The sequence below is a fragment of the Olsenella porci genome, from assembly GCF_009695875.1.
Lineage (GTDB): Bacteria > Actinomycetota > Coriobacteriia > Coriobacteriales > Atopobiaceae > Olsenella_H > Olsenella_H porci.
The window spans coordinates 17,732-36,056 of the sequence record NZ_VUNC01000004.1 but is presented as its reverse complement, the minus strand read 5'-3'; the positions used below and the strand labels follow the sequence as shown (position 1 = coordinate 36,056).

Here is an 18,325-nt window from a genome sequence, read left to right as displayed (position 1 = left end):
AACATGGCACGTCACATGCGTCAAACGCATCAGAATGCGCCGGGGAGAAGGGATGGGCGTCGCCGCCGGTGGCTCGTCCCGCTGGCAGTGGTCGCGATTGCTGCTGTGGCGGTCGTCGTCGCCCTGCAGGCGCGCGGGTGCGGCGGAAACGGCGCGGCTCCGGCATCCGAGGGTGGCACGGAGGCTTCGTCCAAGGCGTCGGCGCCCGACTTGCAGGTGACCTCCGACAGCTCGTCGATGTCGTCGCTCGACCAGAGCTCGCTTGCCGGCATGATCCAGGCGGGCGAGGTGTCGTCGATTCGCCTTGTGGGCGACTCCATCACCGCCGGCTACGGCTGCGACGGGTACGACCAGGCGGCCACCACCCAGGTCGTGGCATACTCCGGCTCGCTCGGCACCTACTACGAGACGCCCGAGAGCGTGCGGTGCTGGGCAAACGACTTCCGCGAGTGGGCCACCGCGCACGGCGTGGGCACCTTCGTGAACGCGGGCGTGAGCGGCTTTCGCATGCAGTACCTGGCCGAGGAGCCCGACGCCTGGCTGGGTGACGGCGCCGACGTGATCGTGGTGATGCTGGGGACCAACGACGCCGCCAAGGAGCCCGTCTCGTCGTTCCGCGAGTACGCCACCCAGGCCCTCGCGGCGGCTGCGTCCAAGTGCAGGCACCTCGTGGTGGTCTCGCCGCCCAACAACCAGAGGACCGACGCCACCAACCTGTATGGCATGGACCAGATTGACCAGGCTCTTACCCAGATCTGCGAGGAGCAGGGGTACGAGCACGTGTCGCTCTACGACGCCCTGCAGGTGGGTACCAGCGACTTCAACGCCGACCAGTGCCACCCCACCACCTCGGGGTCGGACAAGCTGTGGGCGGCGCTGGAGGAGAGGCTCAACCTCACCAAGGTCGCGGCCTCGTAGCGTCGGGTTTGCGGGAGACCCGAAAAGTAAGTGCTTGACTTGAAGAGACGCGGATGATAGGCCTTCTTGCCCAGCGCGGGCGCGTATAGTAACATCATTGCGTTTGTTCCGTCACTCGAAGGAGACATGCATGTCCGGACACTCTAAGTGGGCTACCACCAAGCATAAGAAGGCTGCGATCGACGCGAAGCGCTCTGCGCTCTTCTCCAAGATGTCGCGCAACATCACCGTTGCCGCTCGCGTTGGCGGGGACCCGCTCCCCGAGAACAACGCGACGCTTGCCGCCGCCATCGCCCGCGCCCGCATGGTCTCCATGCCCAACGCCAAGATCAAGGCAGCCATCGACAAGGCGTTTGGCGCCGGTGCCGACGCCGCCGTGTACAAGGAGGTCACCTACGAGGGCTACGGCCCCGCGGGCGTTGCCCTGTACGTGGAGTGCCTGACCGACAACCTCAACCGCACTGCGGCCGACGTCCGCTCCGCGTTCACGCACGCGGGTGGCAACCTGGGCACCTCCGGCTCCGTCGCGTTCCAGTTTGAGCGCAAGGGCTCCATCGCAGTGGAGAAGGTCATCCACAGCGACGACAAGAAGGTTCCCGACAAGGACAACGCCACCGACGAGGACGAGTTCATGATGGCCGTCGCCGAGGCCGAGGGCGAGGACTACGAGGATGCCGGCGACCAGTGGATCGTCTACACCGCGTACGACAAGATGAACGACGTGGTGAAGGGCCTGGAGGACCAGGGCATCGAGGTCAAGGGCTCCGAGCTCACGATGGTCCCCACCACCCCCACGCAGCTCGAGCTCAACGACGCCAAGAAGGTCCAGCGTCTCATCGACCGCCTGGAGGAGCTGGACGACGTCCAGAACGTCTACAGCACCATGAGCGTGTCCGACGAGGTCGCCGAGCAGCTCGACGAGGACTAGGGTTCATCGGGCGCGACTTTGTGCGCACGAAATTGAGGTAGATCAGGGCGGTGGCCTTCGGGTCGCCGCCCTGTCACAAGGAGGGACCGTTTGAGGCAGGACATGACCCAGGCAGAGGCGGAGGAGGTCCTCGGCCTCCCCGAGCGCTACGACCAGGGGGAGCTCCGCAGACACCTCACGCAGCTAGCCCGTCGCTTCCACCCCGACAACGCGGAGCGCAACGGCATCCCCGCGAGCGAGGCGCAGGAGCAGATGACGCGGGTCAACAAGGCCTATGCCACGCTCAAGCCCCTGTTCGATAGTGGCGTCAAAGTCGTGCACCGCGACCTCGTGGGAGCTGACCCCTCGCGCGGGGACGGCGTGCACTTCTCGCCCACGGGGGAGAGGGTCGCTCGCACCCAGGTCGATGACAGCCTCTTCTGGGACCAGGACGGCAACGCGCGCGGCAGCTCCGCCGTGGGGAGGGCCGACGCCGCCGCCGACGCGCAGGGGCACGATCTGAGGCGCGTCCTTCTCGGCCCGGTCCTCCTACGCCTTGTCCTGGTGGCGCTGTTCGCCCTGCTGTGGTGGAGGACATTCCCGCTCCTGGGGTCCGGGACGCCCGGGCACCAGGAGATTCCCGGCTTGGACCCCCTGGCGTGGGCGCACCTCTCCGCTGCTGCGATCTACCCCACCTACCTGCTTGCCTACGAGGCCCTTACAGGCAATGTGTCGTCCGCCCTGCGAGAGGCAATCAACGGACTCGTGAGCTACCAGACCAGGGTCCACGTGGACATCCGGCGCAAGGGCGCGTACCGCTCCGCGCTCTCGACCCTGGTCGAGACCCAGCTGTACGGCATCCTGGTTCTGCCGCTCGCCCTCTGGCTGGTGGGGACGGGGCTCTCGCAGCCGGAGGGCCCGGCGCACGTCGTGCTCCTGGTCGCGGGCGCGGTCGTCGCCGTGGACGTGCTCCTCTCTACGCTGGGGAGCGGCATCGCCTCGTCCCTCTCCCATGCGCTGGGCGCCGCGATCGAGCGCCGCTACGTGGTTGCGAGGATGGCTCTGCTCAAGCGCTGTGGGCAATGGGAGACGGACCCGGACGAGCCGGCAGCCAGCGGTCCCGCCGGGAAGCACGCCGTCCGATAGGTTGATGCGGCGACGACGAGGTTGCCCGTGGCCGGAGTCCGCCTGGCCACCCAGGGGGCCTGGTCTTGGCTGCAAACTCCCAAAATGAGCACTCACATCGGGCTTCCCCTGCCACTCGCTGAGGCCCAAGGGGTCACCTGGTCCTTTCAACTGCGCAAACGTAAGATCAGATAGATTGTCGAAAGGAGATTGCCCCAGCGAAAACGCGCATATCCGGCTTCCAGGCCTGCGGCTCCGCGTCCCTGCTGCTCGCGGACCGCAATGGTTGGGTCCATGTCAGAGAGCACGTCCAACGTGTACACGCGGGACGCACTTTCTGGCGGCACTGAGGCCTGAATGCCCCACCAACTGGGGGAACACTGTGCTACGACGGACCTTTGTCAGAAACCACGTACCGTGTGTACACACGGGATGGGTTTTCTGGCATCCGTCCACCCGCGAGGGATGGTCCTGCCTACAGTCACGCCCCGTGTGTACACACGGGATGCACTTTCTGGCGACGCCCTGACGTCAACGGGTCGCGCGGATGGGCCCCGGGGCAAGCCCACCCCGATGACTGCCCCGTTCAACCTGGCCAGCCTTCTCCCATTCCTTGACTTCAGATGGCTTACCAGCTGGCGTTGGAATGGGATTGTAGGAGATTGGGCTTCGTGTTCACGATGAAGGTCATCTCTACCGTTCGCCTGACCCTGCGGGTTGGCAGACACGGGAGGGCGTCACACGGCACACATGGCAGAACTCGTGGCGGTGGAGTTGGTGGCTCCCCTTAGGGGTATCCTTTATGGGTATGAGCGCGACCGGTGCGATTGGTCCGCGCGCGTACGAGGTTGTCCCAGGCGGATCCGGAGGTCGAGGGAATGGGTATCTTCAAGCGTCTCTGCCTGCTCGTGTTTGGAGTTGCGGGACTGGCGGCGCTCGCTGCCCTCTGCCTGCCGTGGGTTGGCCCATGGACGGTGGAGGCGGCTTCTCTCATCAACGAGGACTGGTACTTTCAGATACTCCAGGTTCTGGTTCTGATCACGGGAGTGGGGCTGCTCGTGTGCCTGCTCCGCGCGCTCTTCACGCGCAATCGCAAGACGGTCACGGTCTCGCGCGAGGGCGGCGACCAAATCACGGTCACGCGCGACGCCATAGCCTCGCAGGCGCGCCACGTGGTTGAGGACGACGGCAGGTTCGTTGCCAAGAGGGTGCGCGTGAAGGCAAAGAAGCGCGGTCACGTGCGCGTGTCGGTTCGCATCCAGCCAACTCGCACGGTCGACGTTGTCGCAGCGGGCGGCGAGTTGCACGACAGGCTCGTCTCGGGCCTGATGACCGTCTGCGGCGACAACGTGGATTCCGTGGGCATCGAGTTTCTGGAGGCGGACGAGTACGAGGGCGAGGAGGTCGAGCCATTGGCGACGGACACTTCGTTTCAGCCGGCGGCGGGCGACCCGACACCCACCATCGGGCAGGAGTCAGGCACCTCGGGAGAGGAGCCCACGCAGGTTCGTCCGGAGCCCGCGCCGGAGCCGACGGGAGAGATCGTGGTCCCCATGGGCAGGGCGGACCGCGGTGGTGACGAGGACGGGATGGGAGGGGAGCAGTGATGTCAGAGACTGGTCCCAGGCTCAGCGTTGAGGAGGCCCGACCGGACGAGGAGGCGCCCCACGCGGATGTGCCTGCGGGTGCGGGGAAGCCTCGGCGGGAATCCGCGGGCGAGACGGACGCCACCACGGGGAAGGACGCTCCCAAGTCGTCCCCGCGCGACTTCGCGGTTGCGGCACGCAGCTGGTTTAGGCAGAGCTTCCCGGGACACGAGCACGCGGTGTTCGGCGGCATCTGCGGCCTGGTGGTGGCCATCCTGGTGTTCGCCATCGGGTTTTGGAAGACGCTCTTCATCGTGATCTGCGTGCTCGTTGGCGTGGCGATTGGCCAGTACGCCGACGGCAACACCACGGTGGTCGGGGCAATTAGCAGGTTCTTCTCAGATAACAGGTAGTGCGCCTGCGGGCGCCGCACATACCCACGGGAGGGGTCCACATGGCTGAAGACAAGAACACGGTCGCCGCGAAGGGCGATGCGGCCGAGGAGGTCCTTCGCGACGAGGCGCTGCCCACCGACGCGACCGCGTCGGACGGGACGGCGGGCGACTCGGGGGAGCACGGCGTTGACATCGTCTCGCGCGACCCCGAGGGTGACGAGGACCTTGACTCGGAGGACTCGCTCACCTTCTCCAACGGCGTCATCGAGAAGATCGTCGCCATCGCGATGCGCGACGTCCCCGGTGTCATCGGCATGAAGGGCGGCTGGCTCAACCGCGTGCAGGACGCCTTTGGCGCCACGGACCCCCGCAAGGGCGTCACCGTGGAGGTCACTCCGGACTCGGCGGTCAAGGTCAACATCTCGGTCCTCATGGAGTACGGCGCCTATGCGCCCAAGGTCTTCGAAGACGTCAAGCGTACCGTGGTCAAGCAGGTCACGGGCATGACGGGGCTGGAGGTCGCGGGCGTCAACCTTAGGATCGAGGACGTCCTCACGCCCGAGGAGTACGAGCAGGGCAAGCACGAGGAGCAGGGCGTCTCCACCGCTGGCGACGAGGCGGACGCCAAACCGCAGGCAGACGGAGAGTAGCATGGGGCTGAGAAGCGCCGTCGCAACCGGGGCGGGCAGGTTCACCCACTGGGCGCTGGGGAGCGTGCTGCACCGCAGCGCCTCGCAGCTGCCGGGCAGGGTCGCCCTCGCTATCGATCCCGGTCTTATGGGCGAGCTCGCCGGCAAGCTCCGGTGCGGCTCCATCGTGGTGTGCGGCACCAACGGCAAGACCACCACCAACAACGTGCTGGCATCTGCGGTGGAGGCGGCGGGCAACTCCGTCCTCTGCAACCGCGTGGGTGCCAACATGGCCCCGGGGGTCACCTCGGCGCTCCTTCCCGGGTCGTCGGCTGACTGGGCGGTGATGGAGGCGGACGAGCTCTCCACCATCGACATCCTCCCGGCGCTCAAGCCCACGTATCTGGTCCTCCTCAACCTCTTTCGCGACCAGCTGGACCGTGCGGGCGAGATTGACCGCGTGCAGGACACCATCGTGCGTGCGCTGGCGGCTTCGCCCAATACCACGCTCGTTGTCGACGGCGACGACCCGCTGTGCGTTGGGGTCGCCTATCGGGCTGCTGCCGCGGGGACCAAGGTCCTCGCGTTTGGCATAGGGGAGGACCTGCACCAGCGGCCCGACCGCGTGCCCGAGGCCCGCTTCTGCCAGCGCTGCGGCGCCGAGCTTGAGTACGACTACCGCAGCTACGCGCAGCTTGGATCGTTCCGGTGCCCCAACGGCGACTTCCAGCGCCCGGAGCTCGACTTTGTGGCAACGGGCGTCAAGGCGGACCGCACGGGCGTCTCGTTTGACGTAACGCGCAGGGGAGAGAAGGCGCCCGTTAGGGTCTCCGCCAACTTCGGTGGCATCTACATGGTCTACAACCTGCTTGCGGCCTACGCGGCGGCGTCGCTCGCCGGCGTGGACGCGCAGACGTTCCAGCGGGCCCTTGACGACTACCACCCGCAGAACGGCCGCCTGCAGCACTTCCAGATTGGCGGCAGGGAGGTCGTGCTCAACCTGGCCAAGAACCCCACCGGCCTCAACCAGAACATCAGCCTGATGGAGGAGGACCCGCGCGAGAAGGGCGTCTTCATCCTGGTGAACGACCACCCCAACGACGGCACGGACGTCTCGTGGATCTGGGACGTGGACTTCGAGAGGCTCGTGGGACGCCCCGGGCTCAGGGTCTTTGCGGGTGGCACGCGAGCCGGCGACGTCCAGGTGCGCCTGAAGTACGCGGGCATCGACGCATCCATCGCGCGCTCCGTGGCGGAGGCGCTGGGCAGGATGGGCGACATCCCCACCTCGCACCCGCTGTACGTGCTCACAAACTACTCGGCGCTCTTCCCCACCAAGGCCGAGCTCGAGAGACTGGGGGGCAAGGATGCCTAGCGCTGAGGTCACAAGGGCAGACGCCACAAGAGGCGCATCGAGCGGGCGCAGGGTCCGCATCGCGCACCTGTACCCCGAGCTCCTCAACCTCTACGGTGACTCGGGCAACATCCTGGTGCTGCGCAAGCGCCTGGAGTGGCGTGGGCTCGGCGCCGACGTGATGGAGGTCCACGTGGACGACACCCCGTCCTTCTCCAACGTGGACCTGGTGTTCATTGGGGGCGGGACCGACCGCGAGCAGAGGATCGTGTGCGAGAAGCTCCTGGGTGTGCGCAACGAGCTCGCAGCGTTTGTGGAGGACGGCGGCGTGCTCGCAGCCGTGTGCGGCGGCTACCAGCTGCTGGGCGAGAGCTACGCCATGGGGGACGAGAAGCTCCCTGGCCTCTCGCTCGTCGACCTCCGCACCGAGCGGGGGACTCCGCGACTGATTGGCAACGTTGCGGTCAAGAGCCGCATCTGCCCCCACGTCATCGTGGGCTACGAGAACCACGGCGGGCGCACCTACCTGGGCGACGGCGTGGAGCCGCTCGGGCGCGTCGCGTACGGAAACGGGAACGACGGCACCTCGGGGTTCGAGGGCTGCCTGTACAAGAACGTCGTGGGCACCTACGTGCACGGGCCGCTGCTCCCCAAGAACCCGGGCGTGGCGGACTACCTGCTGTCGCGCGCGCTGGAGCGCAGGTACGGGGACGGCTCGCTCGAGCCTCTCGACGACACGGAGGAGCTTGCGGCAAACCAGGCGATGTACGATCGGATGATGAGCGGGGACATCGAGACGCAGTAGGGCAAGGAGGACCAGGATGGCAAAGGTTATCGTTTTCGGCAGCCTCAACATGGACATCTCAGTCGAGTGCGACGACTTCCCCAAGAGGGGGGAGACCATCACGGGAGGGGGCCTTCTCATGACCCCCGGCGGCAAGGGCACCTGCCAGGCCGTTGAGTGTGCCCGCATGGGCGCCGACACCTTCATGGTGGGCAAGGTGGGAGACGACCAGTACGGCCGCCAGATCGTCGCCGCGCTCACGAAGCACGGCGTCTCTCCCATGAACGTCAGCATCACGCGCCGCGCCGCGACGGGCGTCGCCCTGATCACGCGTGCCAAGGGGGACAAGACCATCGTCACCGATCCCGGCGCCAACTACAAGATGACCTACGCCGAGGTCCGAGCCGCCATCCACGGGCTTGGCCAGCGCGGGAACATCTTCCTTGCCCAGCTGGGCTGCGACCCCGACGCCACGTTCGAGTCCATCAAGTGCGCCAAGCGCAACGAGCTGTACACGGTGCTCAACGCGTCCCCCGTGCAGTCGCTGCCGCTCGACCTGTACCCCTCGCTCGACCTCCTGTGCGTCAACGCGACCGAGTGCCGTTCCATCTGCGGAATCGCGCCGATGAACGATGGCTCGATCAAGGAGGCGATCGACTGGTTTGGCGAGCGCGGCGTGGGCAGCACGGTCATCACGCTGGGCTCGCAGGGCTCCGCGACTGTGATCGACGGCAAGCTGGTCAAGGTTCCCGCCTATCACGTCTCGGTTGTCGACACCACCGCGGCGGGAGACGCCTACGTGGGCGAGCTGGTCGCGCACCTCGCCTTTGACGGCACCCTCGAGGAGTCCATGAAGTACGCCTCCGCGGCGGCAGCCATCTGCATCACCCGCGTTGGGGCGCAGGAGACCATGCCTCGCTGGGATGAGGTCGAGGAGTTCGTCAAGATGCGCGAGCAGGCGTAGTCCTCGGTCTCGTGGCGTCGTCGCAGGGGAAGATAGGGTACTTCGAGTGGGCCAGGGCGCTTGGCGCCCTGGCCATCGTTGCGTTGCACGTGCAGGTCGCGTGCGCGCTGTCACAGTCCCTCTCGGACGCCCATGCCACGTCCCTGTTCGTGGAGGCGGAGATCCTTGTCCCCCTCACGCGCTGGGCGGTCCCGGTGTTCTTCATGATCTCGGGTGCCTTGTTGCTCGATCCGGAGCGGCAGATGGGGTGGCGCAAGGTCGGGAGGCACGTGTGGCGCCTCGCCCTCGTGCTCCTCACCTTTGGCCTTGCCTTCTGCCTCATGGAGCAGGCCTTCGACGACCACGCCCTGGGGCTTGCCCAGCTGGGCGCCGCCGTGGTCGCTCTTCTCTCGGGTGACACCTGGGATCACCTTTGGTTCCTGTACGCCCTCATCGACCTTTACCTCCTGACCCCGCTGGTGAGGCCGTTCGTCGCGGGAGCCTCCAGGAGGGAGCTCGGCTGGGTGATCGTGGGGCTGTGGGCCATGCACTGCGTGGTCCACACCGTGAACGTGCTGAGCGGAGAGTACTTCGTGTACCTCTCCTCGCTGCCGTACGCGCTCGTCTACTACCTGGCAGGATACTGGCTTCACCGCTATGGCCGGCTGAGTCGTGGCGTCGTGGCAGCTGGTCTCGTCTCTGTTGTGGCCTGCATGGTGCTCTACGCGCTGCCCGACGATGCGGGTGCCGGGGTCGTGCTGCCCGAGCATGCCTTCATGCTGCCCTATGCGGCGATGGTGTTTCTCGCACTCAAGCGCTGGCTCGACCGTCCCGTGGAGACGCACCCGGTCGTGGCCCTGCTGGCAGACTACAGCTTTGGCATCTACGTTATCCACCCGCTGTTCGGGCATGTGATCATCCTGCTGGGGCATCCCATGGAGTGGCCGTTTCCGCTGGTGCAGGTCGCGATCTTCGTGACCGGCGTCCTGGGCTCGATCGCAATCACGTGGCTCGTACGTCGCATCCCGCTCTTCAGGGGAAAGATCTAACGGGTTCGGCCCTCGCTCCTCATGAGCGCGGTCGGCCCCAGCTTGGTGGGCTCGGACCAGCCGTGCGGGCAATGCCCCCTGACGACCCACCGAGGCGAGGGCTCGTATCCAATCGTCAGCCGGAGGGTCTTCAAGGTAAAAGAAGGGGAGGGTGCGTCCCCGACGAGACGGGTAGACCTCGCATGCATCGGTGACTCCTCATGCCAGAAAGTCCATCTCGTGTGTACACGCGGTACGTGATTTCTGACATGGGATATTCTTCAGCGGCGCGTTGCCCCTTATGGAGTCGCATCTGGACTGCGTCCTTGTCAAAAAGCGCACCCCATGTGTACACGCTCTGCGGGATTGATGACAGGATTATCCCTCCAGACCCTCTTGATGTCAGAAAGTTCGTCCCGTGTGTACACACACCACGAGGTTTCTGACGGAGGTCCTTCCTTCCATTGTGTTGTCCCTGTTGGTGAGACGTCGGGGATACTGACGCTGTCAGAAAGTCTCTCCCGCGTGTACACACGGCATGCGGTTTCCGACAGGGGGTCATACCGTTGCGGGTCTCCGACAGCAGCAGCTCGGAATCGCCATTCGGAAGACGCCCTGGATGTCCTAGCACGTGCGGCCTGCCCTCGCATCGGAGCACCGGAATCCCTGCCGCGGATTGCAGGGGCGTGTTATCCTGCCCTGCCCCCTTCCATCCCCTCAATGGGCCCTTTCGCAGACGTTCGCCCGCCAAAGAGAACATTGGGCTCTAGCCTCGGCGCGGAGCGAAGGGCTCCGAGGTCAAAGAGAGGAAAGGGACATGTTCCCGCAGCCGAGACCAGTGGATTGTGACCACTGCCCTCCTCTGAGCTCTTCTGGATGGTCTTGGTCTGGTGCCAAGGCGTGAACCATGGCAACGGAAGCCCGATGTGAGTGCTTACTTCGGGAGTTTGCTGCCATGGATTGGGGGGATGGCATCTCCGCTGGCCCCTCTTAACTGGGAAAGCGTCAATCTGTCCCGGTTCCTGGGGGCTGCCCTGCGGGAAAGTGCTCACTTCGGGAGTTTGCTGCTGATAACGTTCAGCGATTGATATGTTGCCAACTGCGGAAACGCAGAGGCCCCGACCATTGCTCCCAGGGGAAGGTGCTCACGCGAGGCTTTCTGCGCCATGGGGAAGCGAGACAACAGAGTGGGCGTTTACTCTCAACTCTCCAATTCGGACGTGAGCTTGATCGAGCCCCGGTTTGCCAGCCCGGCAAAGTCGCCGTTGAGCCAGCGCTGCGACTCTCCCCGTCCCAGCACGAGGGGCATGCGGTTGTGCACCGGGAACACCGTTGAGTTGGGAACCGTGGTGACCACGGAGAACCGGTCCTCCGTCCGCACGCAGGCCATAAGGAACACGGGGTGCCCGTCTAGGCGAAAGAGGACCTGCCTCCTGCTCTTGCGACCCTTCCCTCCGGGCGCATCTCCCTTCCGTGCGGGAGCGTTGGGCTGGGTCCACGACTCGTAGAACCCGTGCACGGGGACGAGGCACCGCCCCTCTGTCATTGGGCCCGCCCACATGCCGCGGCCGGCGCGCGTCTGCTCCAGGGCGGTCTCGAGGCGGGTGTTGAACACGAGTCCGTCTCGTCCGGGAAGCGCGAAGCCCCAGGTGAGAAGTGTCGGCTCCAGCTCCCCGCCCTTACCCGGAACCAGGAGTGGCAGCTGCGTGCCGGGATAGGCGTCGGGGGTTCGCGTGGGCTGGCTGGGTGCACTCGCCCTACCGCCCTCCCGCAGCTCCTCACAGATCCTGCGCACCTCGTCCATGGTGAGGGGGTTCATGCGGTGGCACATGCGCGTCTCCCTTCGCTCGTCGCCACCATCGTACGACGTCGCGTCACAGGGCGTCGCAACGGCCCCATGGATGACCCTCGGCAACCATCCTTAAACACTTACGAACTCGAATGTTGGTTAGTATGCTCGCTGGAGCAGCTGGTCTCGTGGGCGCACCGCATCCACGACGCCCTTGCCGCGGCGGGGGCCTTCCTCGCCCGCAACTGGACGTCTCACCCCATGGTCGTGGTGGACGGCCTGGGCGACGAGTTCCTTGAGAGCGTGCGCGACGGCAACCAGGTCGAGGTGCGCGAGGACGGCACGGTCGTGGTCAGGGGGTAGCCCCTCCTCCAGCCCTCAGTTGACACGCCCGTCTCGCCTCCGTATCGTTTTGCGAGAAATCATCCGAACTCGTATCAACGGAGCGTGAGATGGGCGTGGGCGCCAATGGAGGTCGCGCGGGCTGCACCGTGCGCGACCTCGACTGCATCTATAGGGAGACGGACAAGCTCTACTATCGGTTCGCGCGCAGCTGCGGGCTCTCGGAGTCTGCGTACTGGGTGCTGTACGGCGTGGTTGTGGGAGGGGGCAGCGCCTCGGTTCGCAGCCTCGTGGAGGACCTGTCGATCCGGCCCCAGACAGCCAACTCGGCTCTGCGCTCGCTTGAGTCAAAAGGCCTCGTGAGCCTGGAATTTGAGCCGGGAAGCAGGAAGAACAAGGTCGCCCTCCTCACCGATGCCGGCCGAGCCTTCTCGGCAGAGCGCGTTGAGCCCGCCCTTGCTGCGGAGCAGCGTGCGTTCGAGAGGCTCGCGGAGAGGGACCGCTCGGAGCTCGTCCGCCTGGTGGGGGAGTTCGCCGCGGCGGTGTCGGACGAGTTCGACGCCCTAGGGGAGGTCGATGCCCGATGAGCGCGGGGGAGAGGGACGTGGAGGCGGAGGTCGCAACCGCCTCCATCGGCCGCGAGGGCAGGAGGGCGGCACTCGCGCTGTTCCGCGAGCTGGTTGCCCCGTACAAGTGGCTCGTCGCCGGCATGGTGGTCACGCTGCTCTGCGACATCGTGGGCATGCTGTACATCCCCACCGAGCTCGCGGCGCTCGTGAACACCGCCATCGCGGCTCGTGACGCCGACGCCCTGGCGGGGCATGGGGTCTCCATGCTCGTCGCCGCCGTCGTGGGGTCGGGCGGCTGCATTGCCTCCTACTACCTGGCATCCAAGTTTGCCGCCAACGTGGGCAGGGACCTGCGCGTGAGGGTGTACCAGAAGTCGCTCGAGCTCGCACACTCGGACTTCGAGCAGTTTGGCACGGGGTCCATGATCACGCGCACGCTCTCGGACGCCAACGTGGTGCAGCAGATGCTGCTCATGGGGTTCATCATGATGGGGCCGGTCCCCGTCACGTGCGTGGTGGCGATCCTGCTCGCCTTTGGCGTCGACCCCGTGATGGGCCGTCTCCTGGTGGCTGTCACCCTCGTGATCCTGGTGATCTTTGGGCTGGCGGTGTGGAGGTCCGCCCCCATCTTCGTGATGCTGCAGTCGTTCATCGACCGCATGAACGTGCGCCTGCGAGAGTACATCACGGGCGTGCGCGTCATCCGTGCCTTTGGGAGGGAGTCGCGCGAACGCGAGCGGCTCGACTCCACCTTCGAGTCGTATGCGGACCGTGCCATCCGGGTGAATCTGGTCTTCTCCACCTGCGACTGCGCCACGTTCTTCCTCATGAACGTGGTCGAGTCCACCATCCTGTGGGTTGGCGCCGACCGGGTGGGGGCGCACGCCATGCAGATAGGCTCCATCTCGGCGCTCATCGAGTACGCCATGCTCATCATGTTCTTCATGATGATGGCGCAGTTCGCGATCCTGCAGATGCCACGCGGCCTTGCCTGCCTGTCCCGTGCCGCCCAGGTCCTCTCGGCAACGCCCGTGATCCTGGATCCGGAAGTCCCGGCAGAGCTGCCGTCTGGTGATGACGTTCCGGCGGAGGTCGCCCGCTTTGACCACGTCAGCTTCCGCTTTGGCGACGCGGACGAGGACACCCTGCACAATCTGGACTTCGCGCTCCGGAGGGGCGAGGTCACCGCGGTCATCGGCAACACCGGCTCCGGCAAGTCGACCATCGCCAAGATGCTCCTGCGCTTCCACGACGCCACGGGTGGCAGGCTGCTGTTCCTGGGCAGGGACGTGCGAGACGTGTCGCAGCACGAGCTGAGGGACCGCATCTCGTACGTTCCGCAGCGAGCGTGGCTGTTCTCGGGCACCATCGCCCAGAACCTGCGTGACGGGGACACCAAGGCGACGGACGAGCGGCTGTGGCACGCCCTGGACGTGGCCCAGGCGTCGTTTGTGCACGAGCTCCCGGATGGGCTGGACGCCCGCGTGTCGCAGGGAGGCACCAACTTCTCGGGCGGCCAGCGGCAGCGCCTGGCGATCGCCCGCGCTCTGGTGCGCAAGGCCGACCTGTACGTGTTCGACGACTCGTTCTCGGCGCTCGACTTCAAGACGGACGCGGCGCTGAGGCACGCCCTCTCGGGCGAGCTGGAAGGGGCGGCGACGCTGCTCATCGCCCAGCGGGTGAGTACGATCCGCGGCGCCGACCAGATCGTTGTTCTGGACGAGGGCCGCCTGGCGGGCGTGGGCAAGCACGACGAGCTGGTAAGGACATGTCCGACATACCGGGCAATCGTGGAGTCGCAGCAGATGGAGGGGGGCGAGGCAGATGGCGAGTGACGAGAGGGACAAGGCAGCCGCGCTGCGGAAGGCACCCGACGGCATCGAGGGCGAGCGGGTCGGCGCCGCTCCCGCCGATGGGGGCGCGGAGGGCGACTCCGAGGTTCCCTCGGACGCCATGGGGACGGCGCGCCGCCTGTGGGAGAGCGCCCGGGGCATCCGCTGGAGGCTCGTGGTGTCCGCCATTGCGACGGTGCTGTACGTTGCGTTTAGCCTCGCTGCGCCCGCCTACAGCGCCTACGTGGTCGACCTGGTGTGGAGGAACGTGCAGGAGTCCTTTGCCCAGGGCAGGGACTACGTGGTGACCATGGAGAACGGCGGCAGGCAGATCCTGACGTTCTTCTCCCTCTGGACCGTGTCGTGGGCCTTCTACAGCGTGCAGTCCTTCGTGATGTCGAGCTTTGCGGAGAGGCTCAACCTCCGCCTTCGCGGGCTCATCTCGGCCAAGCTGGGACGCCTGCCGCTCTCGTACTACGACCGCCACCAACCTGGTGACACCATCAGCCGCGCCACCAACGACCTGGACAAGGTGTCCGAGGTGCTGCAGCGCGGCGTGATGCAGCTGATCATCTCGGCCGTCACGCTCGTGGGCGCCGTCGTGATGATGGCCAGGTACAGCGTGGTGCTTACCCTGGTGTTCTGCTGCTTTGCGGCGGCGTCCGCCCTCCTCACCAAGGTCGTCGCGGCGCGCACGCTCTCCATCGCGTCACGGCGCCAGGAGGCGCTGGGGACCCTTACGGGCAAGGTGGAGGAGGCGTACAGCGGCCGTGCGGTGATCAAGGCGTTTGGCCGGGAGGGCGACAGCCTGGACGACATCCGCGCCTGCTCGGAGGACCTCGCACGTACGAGCGCCCAGGCGGACTTCGTGACCAACGCCATCAGCCCCGCCATCCGCTTTCTCACGCGGCTGTGCCAGGTGGTCGTGGGCCTGATGGCGGGGTCCATGCTCATCGCCGGAAGGCTCTCGGTCGGCGTGTTCCAGGCCTTCTTTCAGTACGTGACTCAGGCAACCGAGCCGCTCACGCAGCTCTCGCTCACGGTGAACATGCTGCAGGGGGCGCTTGCAGCCGCTGAGCGCGTGTTTGCCCTGCTGGACGAGGACGAGGTCGAGCCCGACCCGGCGGAGCCCGAGCTCCCGGCGAGCCCCGTCCGCGGCAGGGTCGCCTTCGAGCACGTTCGCTTTGGCTACTCGCCCGATCGCCCGCTCATGCGCGATGTCTCGTTTGTGGCGGAGCCGGGGCAGAAGGTCGCGATTGTGGGCGCCACGGGCGCCGGCAAGACCACCCTCGTCAACCTGCTCATGCGATTCTACGAGGTGGATGGCGGCCGAATCACCATCGACGGCGTGGACACCCGGCGTATGGCCCGCTCCGACCTGCGCGCCCAGTTTGGCATGGTCCTGCAGGACAGCTGGCTGTTCGAGGGGACCATAGAACAGAACATCGCGTACGGCAGGCCCGGTGCCACGCACGACGAGGTCGTGGCGGCGGCAAAGGCGGCGCACGTGGACTTCTTCGTGCACACGCTGCCCAAGGGGTACCAGACCATGCTCTCCAACGAGGCGGAGGAGATAAGCCAGGGCCAGCGCCAACTGCTCACCATAGCGCGCGCCATGCTCGTGGATCCGGCGATCCTCATCCTGGACGAGGCGACCTCGAGCGTGGATACCCGCACGGAGCAGGCGATCGTCCACGCCATGGAGACGGCGATGGAGGGCCGCACCAGCTTTGTCATCGCCCACAGGCTCTCGACCATCGTGGACGCCGACCTCATCCTGGTGATGGACCACGGCACCATCGTGGAGCAGGGAAGCCACGCCCAGCTCCTGGCGGCAGGCGGTGCCTACGCGGAGCTGTACCAAAGCCAGTTTGCGTAGGGGGTTGCCATGTTTGGATGGTGTTGTCCACACCGCAAAGACAGATTGGCCAAGAAGTCCTAAGCTGAAGAGTCGTGGAAGGCTGGCGGGGGATTCGTCCCCCGCCATTTTGTCGTATTCGCGCAACACGATTGGCTGGTCATGGGCAAGCACTTTTCTAATGCAGGGGAGAGCCGCGAGGACGAGGGCAGGCACGTCTCCGTCCCCAGTGGCTCCGAGCCAGATGACGCTCGTGTCGATGCCCCCGTCGCGGGAATGGGGGACGGCGGCGCGGGCGAGAAGCCCCCGGCAAACTGGTTCCTTCCCAACCCCACCGGCGGGTCTGACGAGCCGAGGGGGAGGGGGCACGGGCGCCATCCCCACGGGCACCACCGCCGTCGCGTGGTGGCGATCGTGGCGTGCGTGATCGTCGCGCTCGTCGTTGCCCTTGGCGCGTCGCTGGCGCTCACCGCTAGGACCGCGAAGGCGGACGCCGAGCAAGCGGTCGCGGCGCTTGAGCAGGCCAGGGACGCCGTCTCCAACGGCGACTCGTCCGCGCTCAAGGAGGCGGCCTCCACGGCGAGCGACTCCGCCCAAGGCGTGCAGTCGGCGCTCTCCGGCCCGCAGTGGACGATTGCCTCCCTCGTGCCCTCGTACGGCCAGGACGTGACCACTGCGAGGAGCCTGGCGGGCGTCCTCGTGGACCTCTCGGACAACGTGCTGTCTCCGCTCGCCTCCAACGCGGAGTCGACCGACCTCAAGGCGCTCGTCTCCGATGGCTCGGTCAACGTCGATGGCGTCAAGGCGCTGGTGGGCGTCCTCGACCAGGCGGCGCCCGCGCTCCAGAGGTCGGCACAGACCGTCGATGGCTTTCCCCAGGCGCACGTGAGCCAGCTCGCCTCCGCCATCGACAAGGCCAAGGACAAGATCGACACGGCCAACTCGGTGGTGTCCAGGCTGAGCGACCTGGCCCCGTACCTGCCCACGATGCTGGGTGACGGCGGCCAGACCAAGACCTACCTCCTCGTGGCGCAGAACAACTCCGAGATCCGCGCAACGGGCGGGTTCCCGGGCTCGATGGGGATCATCACCGTGACCGACGGCCAGATCAGCGTGGGCGACTTCACCACGATCGTGGGCCAACGCGGCAAGGAGTTCCAGCTCACCGAGGACGAGGCGGTCACGTTTGGCGCCGCCATGGGCGTGAGCCCCGGCAACCTCAACTCCACCCCCAACTTCGAGCGCGCCGGCGACCTTCTCGCGCAGGCCTACGAGGCCTACGTGGGGACCCACGTGGACGGCACCATCGCGGTTGACCCGGTGTTCCTTCAGAGCCTGCTCAAGCTCACGGGCGGGGTCACCGCCAGTGACGGAACGGTGGTGGACGGCTCCAACGCCGCCGAGGAGCTGCTGAGCAAGGTGTACTGGCGCTACGGCAACGACAACGCCTCCGAGGACGCGTTCTTTGCCGAGGTCGCCGGTGCCGCATTCAAGCAGGTGATGGGCAACCTGGGCAAGGCGGGCGCCAGCAACCTCGCAGAGGTCATCGACTCCTCCGCCTCGGAGCGTCGCCTGCAGGTGTGGATGGCCGACTCTGATCAGGAGAAGGCGATCGAGAAGGCGGGCCTTGCCGGCGAGGTCTCGGGCGACACCTCCAATCCCGTGCTGGGAGTCTACTTCAACGACGACACCTGGGCCAAGATGGACTGGTATCTCTCGACCAAGACCGAGGTGGGCCAGGCGACGACCAATTCCGACGGCACCGTGAGCTATCAGGTGACCACCACGGTCGGCAACACCATCACCGAGGACGAGGCAAAGTCCGCACCCGCCTACATCTCGGGCGGCAACCCGGCAAAGGCCGATGTCAGCACCATGATCATCAACTGCTTCCTGATTGCCCCCGCGGGCGGCAACATCACGGACGTGACCCTCAACGGCGCCACCTCGGGCGATGCCATCATGCTGTACGGGCATGCGGGCGTGCGGCAGTCGCTGAGCCTCGACGCGCAGCAGTCCGCCACCCTCAAGTACACGGTCACGGTGCCAAAGGAGGCCACCGGCGACCTCACCGTGGACCAGACGCCGCTGGGCAACGTGAGCCTGCAGCAGTAGGGGAGAGGGACGGGCCACGGGGTCCAGTACGGCGAGCGCCTGTGAGGGGCGTGGGACGGCGTCGGGAGGCGTCAGCCCCGCGCCCCTCTGCCGTGCGCGCAGGTGGCTCAGGGGCTGCGTGCGTCCGTTGGGGGCGATTCCTGGGCCATGG

The 18,325-nt window shown here is 66.4% G+C and carries 16 protein-coding genes; 15 read left to right on the top strand and 1 reads right to left on the bottom strand.

All coding sequences use genetic code 11. The annotated features are described in order from the left end of the window. Positions 1-3 precede the first annotated feature (3 nt). From FYJ68_RS05955 to FYJ68_RS05910, 10 genes are all read left to right on the top strand, one after another. The gene (locus FYJ68_RS05955; RefSeq protein WP_229772069.1) at positions 4-918 is read left to right on the top strand and encodes an SGNH/GDSL hydrolase family protein; all 915 of its coding nucleotides are present in this window, start codon (positions 4-6) and stop codon (positions 916-918) included. A gap of 130 nt (positions 919-1,048) precedes the next feature. After that, entirely contained in the window at positions 1,049-1,846 is a 798-nt protein-coding gene (locus tag FYJ68_RS05950; RefSeq protein ID WP_154435002.1) for a YebC/PmpR family DNA-binding transcriptional regulator, read from the top strand. A gap of 90 nt (positions 1,847-1,936) precedes the next feature. Beyond that, the gene (locus FYJ68_RS05945) at positions 1,937-2,971 is read left to right on the top strand and encodes a J domain-containing protein (RefSeq protein WP_154435000.1); all 1,035 of its coding nucleotides are present in this window, start codon (positions 1,937-1,939) and stop codon (positions 2,969-2,971) included. An 857-nt stretch (positions 2,972-3,828) separates the two neighbouring features. Further along, positions 3,829-4,557 (top strand): alkaline shock response membrane anchor protein AmaP, encoded by a 729-nt coding sequence (amaP, locus tag FYJ68_RS05940; protein WP_154434998.1) that lies wholly within the window; start codon positions 3,829-3,831, stop codon positions 4,555-4,557. Further along, positions 4,557-4,949 (top strand): DUF2273 domain-containing protein, encoded by a 393-nt coding sequence (locus FYJ68_RS05935; protein ID WP_154434996.1) that lies wholly within the window; start codon positions 4,557-4,559, stop codon positions 4,947-4,949. Before amaP ends, FYJ68_RS05935 begins: the two co-directional genes overlap by 1 nt. 41 nt (positions 4,950-4,990) lie before the next feature. Continuing rightward, complete coding sequence (locus FYJ68_RS05930; RefSeq protein WP_154434994.1) at positions 4,991-5,581, top strand: Asp23/Gls24 family envelope stress response protein; 591 nt, start codon at positions 4,991-4,993, stop codon at positions 5,579-5,581. Position 5,582: 1 nt separating this feature from the next. Continuing rightward, positions 5,583-6,935 carry a Mur ligase family protein gene (locus tag FYJ68_RS05925; RefSeq protein WP_154434992.1) on the top strand — a complete coding sequence of 451 codons (1,353 nt, stop codon included), beginning with the start codon at positions 5,583-5,585 and terminating at the stop codon, positions 6,933-6,935. Further along, positions 6,928-7,719 carry a type 1 glutamine amidotransferase gene (locus FYJ68_RS05920; protein ID WP_154434990.1) on the top strand — a complete coding sequence of 264 codons (792 nt, stop codon included), beginning with the start codon at positions 6,928-6,930 and terminating at the stop codon, positions 7,717-7,719. The genes FYJ68_RS05925 and FYJ68_RS05920 overlap by 8 nt, the downstream gene beginning before the upstream one ends. A gap of 16 nt (positions 7,720-7,735) precedes the next feature. Further along, positions 7,736-8,662 carry a ribokinase gene (locus tag FYJ68_RS05915; RefSeq protein ID WP_154434988.1) on the top strand — a complete coding sequence of 309 codons (927 nt, stop codon included), beginning with the start codon at positions 7,736-7,738 and terminating at the stop codon, positions 8,660-8,662. An 11-nt stretch (positions 8,663-8,673) separates the two neighbouring features. After that, positions 8,674-9,690: an acyltransferase gene (locus tag FYJ68_RS05910; protein WP_154434986.1), complete on the top strand. Its 1,017-nt coding sequence runs from the start codon at positions 8,674-8,676 to the stop codon at positions 9,688-9,690. Positions 9,691-10,870: 1,180 nt separating this feature from the next. On the opposite strand, the gene FYJ68_RS05905 is transcribed toward FYJ68_RS05910, so the two are convergent. Continuing rightward, positions 10,871-11,500 carry an SOS response-associated peptidase family protein gene (locus FYJ68_RS05905; protein WP_154434984.1) on the bottom strand — a complete coding sequence of 210 codons (630 nt, stop codon included), beginning with the start codon at positions 11,498-11,500 and terminating at the stop codon, positions 10,871-10,873. Positions 11,501-11,566: 66 nt separating this feature from the next. Here FYJ68_RS05905 and FYJ68_RS05900 point away from each other — a divergent pair, with 66 nt between their 5' ends. From FYJ68_RS05900 to FYJ68_RS05880, 5 genes are all read left to right on the top strand, one after another. Beyond that, positions 11,567-11,821: a hypothetical protein gene (locus FYJ68_RS05900; protein WP_154434982.1), complete on the top strand. Its 255-nt coding sequence runs from the start codon at positions 11,567-11,569 to the stop codon at positions 11,819-11,821. A 95-nt stretch (positions 11,822-11,916) separates the two neighbouring features. Then, positions 11,917-12,387, top strand: coding sequence for a MarR family winged helix-turn-helix transcriptional regulator (locus FYJ68_RS05895; protein WP_229772068.1), 471 nt, complete (start codon positions 11,917-11,919; stop codon positions 12,385-12,387). After that, positions 12,384-14,204, top strand: coding sequence for an ABC transporter ATP-binding protein (locus tag FYJ68_RS05890; protein ID WP_154434978.1), 1,821 nt, complete (start codon positions 12,384-12,386; stop codon positions 14,202-14,204). The genes FYJ68_RS05895 and FYJ68_RS05890 overlap by 4 nt, the downstream gene beginning before the upstream one ends. Beyond that, complete coding sequence (locus FYJ68_RS05885) at positions 14,194-16,080, top strand: ABC transporter ATP-binding protein (RefSeq protein WP_154434976.1); 1,887 nt, start codon at positions 14,194-14,196, stop codon at positions 16,078-16,080. Before FYJ68_RS05890 ends, FYJ68_RS05885 begins: the two co-directional genes overlap by 11 nt. Positions 16,081-16,221: 141 nt before the next feature. After that, positions 16,222-18,174 (top strand): DUF4012 domain-containing protein, encoded by a 1,953-nt coding sequence (locus tag FYJ68_RS05880; protein WP_154434974.1) that lies wholly within the window; start codon positions 16,222-16,224, stop codon positions 18,172-18,174. Positions 18,175-18,325: the final 151 nt, after the last annotated feature.